Here is an 11,789-nt window from a genome sequence, read left to right as displayed (position 1 = left end):
GGTCATCTGGGTGAGCGCAACGACCACGACTCGCAGGGCCTGTTCCAGCAGCGCCCGTCCTCGGGTTGGGGCACGGTCGAGCAGATCACCGACCCGGAGTACTCGACCATGGCGTTCCTGAAGGGTCTCAAGCAGGTCGACGGGTGGCAGGACATGCCGCTGACCAAGGCGGCGCAGACGGTGCAGGTGTCGGCGTACCCGGACCACTACGCGCAGTGGGAGCGGCAGGCCGCCGACCTGGTCGCCGAGCACTGGAACAGCTGACAGTCACGTGATGCCGCTGGCCGGTACCCCTGTCCGGGGTGCCGGCCAGCGGCGTCTTCGCGTCTTCGCGTTCGGGGTCGGTCGGTCGTGGCGCGCTGCTGTTCGCCGCGCAGGCCGTGGACCCGGCGGCTGTCACCAGCAGTGGGCCGGTCAGGCGTTTTCGGCGTGCCCTGACGTCAGCGGCCGCCCTCGGCCAGCTCGGCGAGCATCCCCTCGCAGCTGCGGACGACGACCTGTGCGCCCCGCCGCTGGGCCAGCCGGAGCATGCTGTCCTCCGCCCGGTTCCGCCACCTCCACTGTGTGTCGGAGGCGACCTCCCAGAGCTGCTGCGCGGTCGCGTCGTGTTCGACGCCGAGTCGGGCGGCCAGGCCGATGCCGTCCCCGCCGACCAGCCGCTGTGCCTCCGCGGCCAGTTCGGGGTCGAATCCGAGCCGGGTGTTCCGCAGTGCCGCGAGCAGGCGCAGCTCCTGGAACTCGTGCGCGCCGACGAGGATCTGCTCCAGCATGGTGCGCAGCTCGCCGGTGCCCGGTTCGGGTTCGGCTCGCAGCAGAGCCTCCACGGCGGCCATCGCCGAGCGCGCCTTGAGCGCGTCCCGCCGGTCGATGAACAGACGGTTCACCGACTCGCGTAGCTCGGTCAGGCCGCTGCGGCGGATGAGTTCGGCGGACAGCTTGGCCCGGTTGTCGCAGCCGGTACGGACCAGCGTGGCCGCGAGCCGGACGCCGAAGAGGCCGAGCCGGTCCAGCAGCGCGGCGCGTACCTCGGCGTCCAGCCGTACGGGTAGCTCGCCGCCGGCGAAGCGGTCGGCGGAGAGCAGGTGAGGCTCCAGGGCCTCGCGGGGCACGCGGGCCAACTGCGCCAGTACCGCGAAATCCGACTCGCTGAGCACCCGGCCGGCCAGCCCGATCAGCCCGCTGCACGCCACCGTGTCCACGCAGAGCGCGGTCACACGGGGGTCGCGGTACTGCCGGCGGGCCAGTCGGCGGGCGGTGAGCAGGGCGTCGATCTGTCCGCCGCCGGTCTCGTCGGCCCGGGACAGCACCAGGACGACGTTCACCGGGGCCGCCTGGCCGGCGGCGCTCTCCCGACTGGTCTCCAGGACCCTCAGGTCGGTGCCGCGGCCGTCCCGGGTCAGGTACAGCACCGCGTCCGCGTCGCGTAGCACCCGGTCCATCACCGGCGCCCGGCCGTGCTCGTCCACGCCGGTGATCGCGGGCGTGTCGATGAGGGTCACCTGCCGCAGGGCCCGGGTGGGCCACCGCACCACGATGTCGCGCAGCTCGCCGGCCCGCCAGCCGACGAGGTCCACCCGCATCCCCGTCGCCGACTTGACCATCGCCAGCTCCTGCGGCGGGTGACTGGTCGAGTAGGCGATGGCGCGCGGTTGCGGCGCGTCCTCGTACCAGGTGAAGACGTCGGTGTCGTCCGCGTCGCCGACGGGCGCGACCTCCTCGCCCATGATGGCGTTCAGCAGGGTGGACTTCCCGGACCGCCACGGGCCGGCGACCGCGATGCGCAGTGGCTGCTCCAGCCGCGCCAACTGGTGGCGGAGACGAGCGGTCGCCCGGGGGTTGTCCCGATAGAGCTGCAGGGCGCGCTGAAGCAGCCCCCACACCGCCTCGTCGAGCCGCAGGCCGACTGTCATGCGGGGGACCCCAGGCCGGCCGGGGCGGTCCGGGCTCCGGTCAACTGCTGGGCCTGGTCGTAGAGCGCGGCCAGCCGGGTCATCTTCAGTCGGATCTCGCGCTGGCGCTGCTCGCGGACGGCCGTGTCCGTGTCGGCAGCCTGCTTGGCGGTGCGGAACGACTGGATGATGGCCTCCTGCAACTCCTCGGTCAGCGCGGTGAAGTGGTCTCGAAGCATCCGCTGCACCTGCCGGACGGTGTCCCGGCAGTCCTTGTTCATGCGGACGAAGTAGTCGTCGACGTGGCGCTGGATCGCCGTCTTGACGGTCGACTGGCGGCGGCGGAGCAGCTGTCGGCCCTCGTCGTGGATGCTCTTGCCGCCGAACAGCGCGCCGGCGCCGATCGACACGGGGTTGATCATCGGCATGCCGGCCAGCGTCAGCGCGAGGCCGAACATGAGCAGGCCCCCGTAGGAGCCCTTCATGCCGGTGATCACCTTCTGGCTCGCGGTGAACCGGTCGATGCGCGGCCGTTCGATCTCCGGCAGCCGGTCCCCGAGGTCCTCCGGCACGGTCACCGACCAGGGCGGCAGCACGTCGTAGCCGTACCGGGCGAAGTTGGCGGCCACCCGGCGCGCGGCCCAGTCGCAGCGCTGGACCAGCCACTCGTGGTTCGCCTCCGCCGCCTCGACCAGGCTGCGTTCGAGCCAATCCTCGAGAGTGTCCCAGGCGACGAGCGGGTCCGCCGTGTCGAACGCCTCGTCGACCATCCGGAGTATCTGGCGGGTCCGGTCGCGCAGATCGTACTCGATGTCGGAGAGCAGGTCGCCCATCTCGTCGGTCAGGGTGTTCTGCCAGCGCGTGGAGCAGCGGCGCAGCTCGTCGACCTCCCGCTGGGCCGCGTGCAGCTGGGAGATCGGGCCGGACTGCTGCTCCTCCTGGCTCTCCAACTCGGCGCGGAGCGGCGCGGCGAGCTGTTCGACCACCGTACGGGCGGTCAACGCCACTGCGGCGCGCGCCAGCGGATCGGCCTTACCGGCCAGGTCCCGCTGGAGCCGGGCGATCAGCACCGGGAAGCCCGACTCGGCGTTGAGTTCGCGGTCGTCGGTGACGGCCGCCCGTAGGCGTAACGCCGACGAGACCGGGATCAGCGCCGCCGGTACGCCCGCCTCGGTCAGGTGTCGCCGATTGCGCTCGGCGACCGCACGCCAGTCCGGCACCAGGTCGGTCTTGGTCTGCACCACCACCACGTTCGGATGCGACCGGGTGAGGTGCAGCAGCATGTTGATCTCGGCGACGGAGAGTTCCCGGGTCGAATCGGAGACCAGGAGCACCGCGTCCGCCCGACTCACGGCGGCGACCGGAGCGCCGCCGCCGATCGCGGTCACCTCGTCGCTGCCGGTCGTGTCCACCAGCACCAGCCCGGCGCCGAGCAGCGCGCGCGGCAGTCCGATCTCGACGTGCGCGGGGCCGCCGCCGGACCGACGCCCGAGCGTGCCGGCCACCGCGGCCGCGATCTGCTCCACCGGTACCGCGGTTCGCTCGACGGTCCCGGCGGCCGGACCCGTCGCGGGCGGCGTGTGGACGACCCCCGCCGAGACGACCTCGCCGTGGCGCACGACCGTCGGCAGCACAGTGGTGGGGCCGTCCCCGACCGGGCAGACCGGAGCGTTGACGATCGCGTTGACCAACTGGCTCTTGCCCTGCTTCGGCTCGCCGATGACCAGGACGCGCAGGGTCGGGTCGAGCAGTTGGACACGCTTGTCGCGGACGGCTTGGAGCAGGTCGCCCCGGCCGTGTTCGCGGCAGGTGCGGGCGATCCCGTCGAGCACGTCCAACCAGATCCCCGCCATCACCGCACCAAGTGTGCGGATTTCGGCTCAAATATCAAGAGGGATGCGGAGAAAGCCGGATCGCTGCCCGCGACCCGGCCTTCCACCCTCGCCCGGAGCCCGTCAGAGCAGACCGTCGCCGAGACCCAGCAGCCCGCCGCCCGAGGCGGACACCTCGCCGTGGACCTCGGCGTTGCCGGTCACGCCACCGCTGACGTCACCGGTCACGCCGCCGACCGCTCCGGTGACGCCGCCGAGGACGCCGTCCACCTGGCCCGTCACGCCGCCCACGGTGGCGGGCACGTCGACCGGCGGGACCACGCCGGAGCCGCCGTCGCCCAGACCGAGCCCGCCCAGCGCGTCGTCGCCACCCAGCGAGCCGACGATCCCGCCGACCTGGCCCTCGGTGCCGGACAGCGCGCCCCCGAGCAGGCCGTCCGGAGTGCCGAGCAGGCCGTGGTCGGTGCCGTCGAGCACGGTGCCCGGGTTGCCGACCGTGCCGGCCAGATCCCCGACCGCCGGGTCCGCCGTGGCGTCCACCGCGCCGACCACGTCGGCGTCGAGGGTGTGCGCCAGGTCGTGCACCCCGACGAGGTCGGTGTCGAGACCGTGCTGCCCGGCACCCAGGCCGATCCCGGGCAGCACGGTGGCCGTGACGCCGACGGCCGCCGGGTCGACGGTGATGGCGCCCAGCACACCGGCCTTGACGTCCAGGCCGCCGTAGCCGCCGACGCTGAGCTCCGGCGTCGCCGTCTGCAGCTGGCTGACGACGCTGGTGACGTCCGCCGCGAGCGGGTCGGCTCCGAGCTGGCCGGTCACCGGAGCCACCGGGGCGAGCCCGTGGGTCGGGGCGTAGTCGACCACCAGCGGGACGACGTCCTGCACGTCGGCGGGGGTGATGTCGGTGAGCCCGGCGGCCTGCAGCGCGCCCTCCGGGTCGAGGTCGAACGCCGCCTTGGCGTCGGCGTCGATGAGCAGATTGAGCACGAAGTCGTGCAGGGTCATGTGCGGGATCTCCTCGATGTACGTCAGCGACCGTGGATCGTCGACAGTGACGGTATGGCCGGGGACCGGTTCCGGTCATCGGGGACGAACCCGCGACCCGCCCCGCCGGATTAGGGCCCGCGCCCCCTCGTACGTTAGGGGGATTGGGGGTCCCGTCCCAGCCTGATTTAGGGTCCTGATGCCGGAGTGATCTCTGGTACGAACGTAGGAGCCCACGGGGTTTGCCGGGGGTGGTCGCCGCGCGGTGTGGACGCCGTCGCCCCGACCGGCCGACTCGCGGTGAGGGAAGAAAGCGCATGCCGTACGTCCTGGGGATAGACATCGGAAGCACCAACACGGTGGCCACCGTGGCCCGGCGACAGGGCGCGACCTGGAGCCGCCCCGAGGGGGTCCCGCTGGACGCGGGGTCGGTGGTCGTGCCGTCGGTGCTGCACCTCACCCTGGACGGCAGGCTCACGATCGGCGAGCCCGGCGCCGACGACGGGGCCCGGACGGCCCGGGGCTTCGTGCGGCGGGTCGGCGACGACGTGCCCCTGATGCTCGCCGGCGAGGCGTGTCCACCGCAGACGCTGACCGCGGTGCTGGCGTCGTGGGTGGTCGAACGCGTACGCGACCGCGAGGGTGAGCCCGCCGAGGCCGTCGTGCTCAGCCACCCGGCGGGCTGGGGCCGGCACCGGCGGGAGCTGTTGCACACCGCCCTGCGGGAGTTCGGGCTTGGCCATGCGACGCTGCTTCCGTGCACCGTCACGGTGGCCGAGAGCCACGCGGCGCGGGGCTTCCCGGGCGGCGCCGCCGTCGTCTACGCGCTGGGCGGCAACACCTTCGAGGCGGCCCTCGTCCGCCGCACCCCACGGGGCACGTACGAGACCTTCGGCTTCCCGCAGGGGCTCGGGTGGATCGGCGGTGCCGACTTCGACGAGGCGCTTGCCGAGCACGTCCGGACCGCGCTCACCCGTGAACTCGGCGGCAACGGATCGCGGCAGGCGTACGACGCGCTGCGCGGGCTGCTGCCCGGGTGCGAGCGGGCCAAGCGTGACCTGACCGTCGGCACGCAGACCGACGTGCTCGTGACGCTGCCGAGCGGGCCGGCCCGCGTACCGGTGAGCCGGGTGCAGTTCGAGGACATGATCCGCCCCGCGGTGCAGGCGACGGTCGACCTGCTGCTGCGGACCGTCCACTCCGGTGGGCTGGCGCCGGCGCAGCTCGACGGCGTCCTGCTCGCCGGTGGATCCACTCGGATCCCGCTGGTCGCCGAACTGCTCGCCGCGGCCCTTCCGGTGCCGGTCGAGGTGGAGCCCGATCCCCAGCTGACCGCCGCGACGGGCGCGGCCCTCGCCGCCGGTCAGATGGTGTCGCCGCGCCCCCGGCGCGAGGGGCGGGACCACCGACCGGCCCCGGTCAGCGCTGCCGGCCGCGTCGGCGCGTCGGCCGTCGCGCCGCAGCACCGACCCGGTCACCACGGTGGGGTCGGGACCGAACCACCACCGCGCCCGCCGGTCCGGTTCGCCCCGCTGGACCTGCCGAAGGCGTCCCGCCTGGCGGTGGCCCGCAGGCGGGGCGGCAGAGGATGACCAGCATGACCATGAGCGGGGTCGCCGGGCACCGGCTGGTGCTGGACCGGCGGCCGCGGGCCCTGCTCGACACGGTGGCGGCGGCTCCGGCGTCGCCGCTGGTGCTCGGCGTGACGGGCCCCGGCGGCCACGGCCGCAGCAGCTACCTCCAGGCGCTGGCCGGGCTCTACCGGCGGGCCGGCTGCACGGTGCTCGAGAGCGCACCCGACCAGCCCGACGCGGTCGACCCGGACACGGTGCTGCTGGTCGACGACGCGCAACTGCTCGACGACGCGCGGCTGAGGGCGCTGCACCACCTGGTGGCCGCCCGCCGGCACCGCCTGGCCGTCGGCTACCGACCGTGGCCCCGGCCCGCGGCGCTGGTCGAGCTGGCCGCCGCGCTGCGGCGGGACGGGCACCTGGTCCTGCTCACCCCCTTCACCAGGGAGCAGACCGCCGCCTACCTCGCCGGCGCGCCGGAACTCGGCCGACAGCCCGACCTGGTCGACTTCGTGCACGGACAGACCGGGGGCGTGCCCCGCGACGTCGAGCGGCTGGCCCGCGGGCTGCGCGGCCAGGAGGGCCCCCCGGGCGTTCCCGCGGAGCCGCCCCGGCAGGTCATCCTCGAGTTCGGACCGGATCTGGAGGACCTGGCTCCCGACGTCCGACGGCTGCTGCTCGCCGTCGCGGCCGGCGTACCGCTGCCGGTGGACCTGCTCGGCGCGCTGCTCGACCGGAAGCTGGCCGAGGTGGACGAGCTGGTCGGCGCGACCCGGGCCGCCGGGCTGCTCGGCGCGGACGGCCGGCTCGCGCCGATCGTGCGGCGGGCCGTGACCGCGCTGAGCCCGGCCACCGAGCGCACCGCGGTCTGGCTCCGGCTCACCCAACTGCAACTGGCCCGGGGCGGGCCGGTCCTCCCGCTGGTCCGCTCGTTGTTCGCGGCCGGAGTGGCCGGCGAGTGCCCGGCACCGACGCTCGAAGCCGCGGCCGAGGAGGCGCTGGCCGGCGAGCCGGCGGTCGCGGCGGAACTCTTCGCCGCGGCCACGGCCGCCGGGCGGCCCGTCGCCGTCCGGCAGGCGGTCGCCGCGGCGCTCGCCGGTGACCTCGACCTCGCCCTGCGGCTGGCGGACCGGCTGCTCGCCGCGGCCCCCGCAGCCGAGCAGGCGGAGGCGGCGGTGGTCGCCGCGACGGCGCTCGCACACCGCGGCCAGGGCGTCCGCAGCGTCGAGCTGTACCGGTGGGCTGGCGGCGCCACCGCGGAGGCGTTCGCCGCGCTCGGCGCCCTCGCCGTCGGCCAGCAGGTCGACGGGGCGGACCCGGTGGCGGACGGCCGCGCCGGTGGACCGCCCACCCTGCACCACAGCGCCGCCCGGCTGATGGCCGACGGGGTACGGGACAGCGTCGCCGGGCCACCCACCACCGCGCTGTCCACCCTCGTGCAGGCGGCCGCGCTGCTGGAGCCGGCAGGCCGGGTGGTGCTCCTGCCGGACAGCCCGGCCGCGCTCGCCGCGCTGACCGCGATGCACTGTGGCGAACTGGACATCGCCGAGGGGGTTCTCGACCGGGCAGTGACCAGCGGTATCGGCGGCCCGCTGTTGGCCCGGCGGCACCGGTTGCTGCAGGCCTGGATCGCGATGCTCCGGGGCCGGACCGGCCTCGCGGCCGACCACCTCGCCACGGCGACCGCCGGCGGTCGGCCGCTGGAATCGCGCGACCTGCTCCTCGCCAGGGCGATGGAGATGGGGATCGCCCGGCGCAACAGCGACCCCGGCGCGCTCCAGCGCGGCTGGGACGCCGCGCTGGAGGCGCTGGTCCGCCACCCGGTCGACCTGTTCACGCTGCTGCCGCTCGGCGAGTTGGCCATCGCCGGGGCTCGGCTGGGCCACCTGAGCCGGCTGGAGCCGTACCTGTGCCAGGCGCGGCAGTTGCTGGCCCGGCTCGGCGACCCGCCGCTGTGGGCCGTACCCCTGCACTGGAGCGGCCTGCACGCGGCGATCCTCGCCGAGCGGCCGACAGCGGCCGACGAGCACGTCGCCGCCCTGCTCGGCGCGGCGGACCACAACCGGTACGCCACTGTGGTCGCCGCGGCCGCCGCCTGCTGGGTGGAGGTGTTACGCGGGACGGTCGACCCGGTCCGGGTGGAGGCCGCCGCCCGGGGGCTGCACGACGCCGGGCTGTGCTGGGACGGCGCTCGGCTCGCCGGCCAGGCCGCCATCCGCACCTCGGACCGGCGGGCGATGACCACCCTGCTGGACTGCGCCCGGATGCTGCAGGGACGCCCGGCCGGAGCCAAGGGCGGGCAGCACCCCCCGAGCGGTTCCGCCGCCGTCGCCGGCCCCGCACGACACCGCCTCAGCGACCGGGAGTGGGAGGTGGCCGAGCTGGTGCTCGCCGGATCGACCTACCGCGAGATCGGTGACCGGCTGTTCATCTCCGCGAAGACCGTGGAGCACCACGTGGCGCGGATGCGGTCCCGGCTCAACTGCGCCAACCGGGCCGAGCTGCTGTCCCTGCTGCGGACGATCCTCGCCGACCGGTCGCGCGGCGCGGCTCGGCAGCCCTGGCCGCAACGACCGCCGTCGAGAACCCGCTCACGAGAGCAGGGAGAGGACGACAGATGACGCCTTCCGTGGTCAGCCTCGACAGCCTGAGCGGCGCGCTGGACGACCTGGTCGACCGGGTGCCGGGGGCCGAGTTCGCGGTGCTGCTGTCCCCGGACGGGCTGCCGCTCGGCGTCTCCCGAGGGGTCGACGACGAGCTGGCCGGACGACTGTCCAGCCTGGTCGGCGGACTGGAGTCCTTCGGCCTGGCCGCGGCCGGCGTGTGCGTCGGCGGAGCGTTGCGTCAGGTCGTCGTGCAGATGTCGCGGGCGTTCCTGTTCATCGCCACCACCCGGAACGGGGCGGTCCTCACCGTCCTGATCGGCGGTGACGCGGAGGTCGGCGACATGGCGTACGAGGTGGCACTCTTCGTCGGGCAGGCCGAACGGCACCTGCCGGGGCGCCTCGACGCGGCCTCGACGGTGCGGGGCGGGAAACCGGTGTAGGTTGCGGTCCGGCTTCCACCCGCCCCGGCCCGTCGGTGGCCCACCGCTGACCGCCCGCACCAGTGATCGACCAGCGAGACCAGCCGACGTCGAGGCCGGTGACGCCGGTCAGATCAGGCCGTGCGCCAGCATCGCCTCCGCGACCCGGCGGAACCCGTCGATGTTCGCCCCGGCCACGTAGTCGCCGGGCAGCCCGTACTCGTCGGCGGTGGCCCAGCAGCGGTCGTGGATGTCCCGCATGATCCCCCGCAGCCGCTGCTCCGACTCGGCGAAGGTCCACGAGTCCCGGCTGGCGTTCTGCTGCATCTCCAGCGCGCTCACCGCCACCCCGCCGGCGTTGGCGGCCTTGCCCGGCGCGAACCGTACCCCGGCCCGGCTCAGGATCCGCACCGCCTCCGGCGTGGTGGGCATGTTCGCGCCCTCCACCACCGCGACGCAGCCGCCGGCCGCGAGCGCCGCGGCCTCGGCGCCGCCGATCTCGTTCTGCGTCGCGCACGGCAGCGCCACCTGGCAGGGCACCTCCCAGACGGTACGACCGGAGACCGCCACGGCGTGCGGCACGTGCCGTGCGTAGTCGCTCAGCCGCGCCCGGCGCTGTTCCTTCAACTCCCGCAGCAGTTCCAGGTCGATGCCCTTCTCGTCCAGCACGTAGCCGGACGAGTCCGAGCAGGCGACGACCTTCCCGCCGAGCTGGTGCACCTTCTCGATCGCGTAGATCGCCACGTTGCCGGAGCCGGACACCACCACCCGCTTGCCGTCGAGGCCGTCCCCGACCTGCCGCAGCATCTCCTCGGCGAAGAACACCGCCCCGTAGCCGGTCGCCTCCCGGCGCACCTGCGCGCCCCCGTACGCCAGGCCCTTGCCGGTGAGCACGCCCGACTCGTACCGGTTGGTGATCCGCTTGTACTGGCCGAACAGGTAGCCGATCTCCCGGCCGCCGACGCCGATGTCCCCGGCCGGCACGTCGGTATCCGCGCCGATGTGCCGGTACAACTCGGTCATGAAACTCTGGCAGAACCGCATCACCTCGCGGTCCGAGCGCCCCTTCGGGTCGAAGTCCGCGCCGCCCTTACCGCCGCCGATCGGCAGCCCGGTCAGGGCGTTCTTGAAGATCTGCTCGAAGCCGAGGAACTTCACGATCCCGAGGTACACCGACGGGTGGAAACGCAGCCCGCCCTTGAACGGCCCGAGCGCGCTGTTGAACTCCACCCGGAAACCCCGGTTCACCCGGATCCGACCCTGGTCGTCCTCCCACGGCACCCGGAAGATGACCTGCCGCTCCGGCTCGCAGATCCGCTCGATGATCCTCGCCTCGGCGTACTCGGGGTGCCGGGTCAGCGCGGGGCCGATGCTCTCCAGCACCTCTCGCACCGCCTGGTGGAACTCCGGCTCTCCCGGATTGCGGGCGACCACGCTGGCGAACATCGTCTCCACGGACTCCGGCATACTGACACGTCCCTTCGCTACCGGCTGGTAGACCCGTTGCTACCACCCCGCGTCGGCGTACCCGCCAACCGTCCCGCGATACGGACCGGGAGCTTCGTGCGGTTCACTGGTCGCCGTGGACGACTCGATCTGGGCCGCGGTCCGGGCCTCGCGTGGCTGGCTGGACGCCGCCAACGGCACGGGACAGGCCGAAATGACCTGCCGGATCCTCAAGCTCACCGAGGAGGCGGGGGAGGCCGCGGGTGCCTGGATCGGCCTGCTCGGCCAGAATCCGCGCAAGGGCGTCACCCACACGCGGGAGGACGTGGCGGCGGAACTGGCGGACGTGGCGTTCACCGCGCTCGTCGCCATCGAGAGCCTCGGGCTGGATGCGGCGACGGTGCTCGGCTCGTGTGCGGCGAAGGTCCGGGATCGGGTCGGGTCTCTTCCTGGGTGAGTTTCGGGGTCCTGACCTCGTTTGCTTGTCTTGCTCGCCGTGCTGTCGTCGTGGGTCCGGCTCGCTGGGCGCCGTGGGGGCGGTTGGTTGCGGTGCGTCGGGGTGGGGGTGTGGTCCGCCGTGCCCGGCTCCGGGCGGTCAGGCTTGATCCCTGCGCCGGGCACGGCGGGCCACACCCCGTGGGTGGTCGCGCGCCGTCCGTGCCTGGATGTCCGATTGGTGTGCGGAGGTCCGCCCGGGCTGGTTGGGCGCGAGTTGCTGGGTCGGGCTGCGTGGTGAGTGGTCGGGTGTCCGGTTCCGGGTGTGACCGGGGGCATCGTGGGCGCGGAATCGTGGGCGGGGCGGGGTCGTTACACCATGCGTACGGCCGAGCAAGACCCGCGTCGCCCCGACGGGCTGGCGTGCGGGCCCGGAATGATGGTGGGCCGCCGGTCGTTACACATGGTCCCGGCCCGTGCAGGGCGACCCCCTTCGCCCTGCGTGGATGGCCGGTTCTGATCTTCCCGGCGAGACGCCGGATCTTTCCCCCGTAGTTCTTTGAGCGCCGGACGGTGCTTGCGCCCTTCGCTGACCCCCTCGGCGTGT

8 protein-coding genes and 1 pseudogene are annotated in these 11,789 nt (G+C 73.9%); 5 read left to right on the top strand and 4 right to left on the bottom strand.

Annotated features, from left to right (window positions below; all coding sequences use genetic code 11):
- Positions 1-264, top strand: a pseudogene (locus tag ACFY23_RS31680) (hypothetical protein); the annotation flags it as partial.
- A gap of 176 nt (positions 265-440) precedes the next feature.
- Here the strand turns inward: ACFY23_RS31680 and ACFY23_RS31675 are convergent.
- The 3 genes from ACFY23_RS31675 to ACFY23_RS31665 all read right to left on the bottom strand — a co-directional run bounded on the left by ACFY23_RS31675 (position 441) and on the right by ACFY23_RS31665 (position 4,726).
- Positions 441-1,910: a dynamin family protein gene (locus tag ACFY23_RS31675; RefSeq protein WP_350685836.1), complete on the bottom strand. Its 1,470-nt coding sequence runs from the start codon at positions 1,908-1,910 to the stop codon at positions 441-443.
- Complete coding sequence (locus ACFY23_RS31670) at positions 1,907-3,742, bottom strand: dynamin family protein (protein WP_350685847.1); 1,836 nt, start codon at positions 3,740-3,742, stop codon at positions 1,907-1,909. Before ACFY23_RS31670 ends, ACFY23_RS31675 begins: the two co-directional genes overlap by 4 nt.
- A gap of 102 nt (positions 3,743-3,844) precedes the next feature.
- Complete coding sequence (locus tag ACFY23_RS31665; protein WP_350685837.1) at positions 3,845-4,726, bottom strand: IniB N-terminal domain-containing protein; 882 nt, start codon at positions 4,724-4,726, stop codon at positions 3,845-3,847.
- 296 nt (positions 4,727-5,022) lie between these two features.
- Here ACFY23_RS31665 and ACFY23_RS31660 point away from each other — a divergent pair, with 296 nt between their 5' ends.
- Genes ACFY23_RS31660 through ACFY23_RS31650 form a run of 3 tightly spaced genes read left to right on the top strand, consistent with a single transcriptional unit; the run spans position 5,023 to position 9,322 of the window.
- On the top strand, positions 5,023-6,297 hold the full coding sequence (locus tag ACFY23_RS31660; RefSeq protein ID WP_350685838.1) for an Hsp70 family protein: 1,275 nt from the start codon (positions 5,023-5,025) through the stop codon (positions 6,295-6,297).
- A 5-nt stretch (positions 6,298-6,302) separates the two neighbouring features.
- On the top strand, positions 6,303-8,897 hold the full coding sequence (locus tag ACFY23_RS31655; protein WP_350685840.1) for a LuxR C-terminal-related transcriptional regulator: 2,595 nt from the start codon (positions 6,303-6,305) through the stop codon (positions 8,895-8,897).
- A complete protein-coding gene (locus ACFY23_RS31650) occupies positions 8,894-9,322 on the top strand; it encodes a roadblock/LC7 domain-containing protein (protein WP_350685842.1) in 429 nt (142 codons plus the stop codon). Before ACFY23_RS31655 ends, ACFY23_RS31650 begins: the two co-directional genes overlap by 4 nt.
- Before the next feature lie 108 nt (positions 9,323-9,430).
- On the opposite strand, the gene gdhA is transcribed toward ACFY23_RS31650, so the two are convergent.
- Entirely contained in the window at positions 9,431-10,768 is a 1,338-nt protein-coding gene (gdhA, locus tag ACFY23_RS31645) for an NADP-specific glutamate dehydrogenase (protein WP_350685844.1), read from the bottom strand.
- A gap of 115 nt (positions 10,769-10,883) precedes the next feature.
- Between gdhA and ACFY23_RS31640 the strand changes: the two genes are divergently transcribed.
- On the top strand, positions 10,884-11,204 hold the full coding sequence (locus tag ACFY23_RS31640; RefSeq protein ID WP_350685845.1) for a MazG-like family protein: 321 nt from the start codon (positions 10,884-10,886) through the stop codon (positions 11,202-11,204).
- The last annotated feature ends 585 nt before the right edge of the window (positions 11,205-11,789 follow it).

The organism is Micromonospora sp. NPDC000121 (assembly GCF_042899165.1).
GTDB lineage: Bacteria > Actinomycetota > Actinomycetes > Mycobacteriales > Micromonosporaceae > Micromonospora.
The sequence above is the reverse complement of the archived record's forward strand: the minus strand, read 5'-3'. Positions and strand labels throughout refer to the sequence as shown.

Excerpts from the sequence above, each read along its gene's own strand:
- ACFY23_RS31675 (WP_350685836.1), bottom strand. The coding sequence starts at position 1,910 with ATGACAGTCGGCCTGCGGCTCGACGAGGCGGTGTGGGGGCTGCTTCAG.
- ACFY23_RS31670 (WP_350685847.1), bottom strand. The coding sequence starts at position 3,742 with ATGGCGGGGATCTGGTTGGACGTGCTCGACGGGATCGCCCGCACCTGC.
- ACFY23_RS31665 (WP_350685837.1), bottom strand. The coding sequence starts at position 4,726 with ATGACCCTGCACGACTTCGTGCTCAATCTGCTCATCGACGCCGACGCC.
- ACFY23_RS31660 (WP_350685838.1), top strand. The coding sequence starts at position 5,023 with ATGCCGTACGTCCTGGGGATAGACATCGGAAGCACCAACACGGTGGCC.
- ACFY23_RS31655 (WP_350685840.1), top strand. The coding sequence starts at position 6,303 with ATGACCATGAGCGGGGTCGCCGGGCACCGGCTGGTGCTGGACCGGCGG.
- ACFY23_RS31650 (WP_350685842.1), top strand. The coding sequence starts at position 8,894 with ATGACGCCTTCCGTGGTCAGCCTCGACAGCCTGAGCGGCGCGCTGGAC.
- gdhA (WP_350685844.1), bottom strand. The coding sequence starts at position 10,768 with ATGCCGGAGTCCGTGGAGACGATGTTCGCCAGCGTGGTCGCCCGCAAT.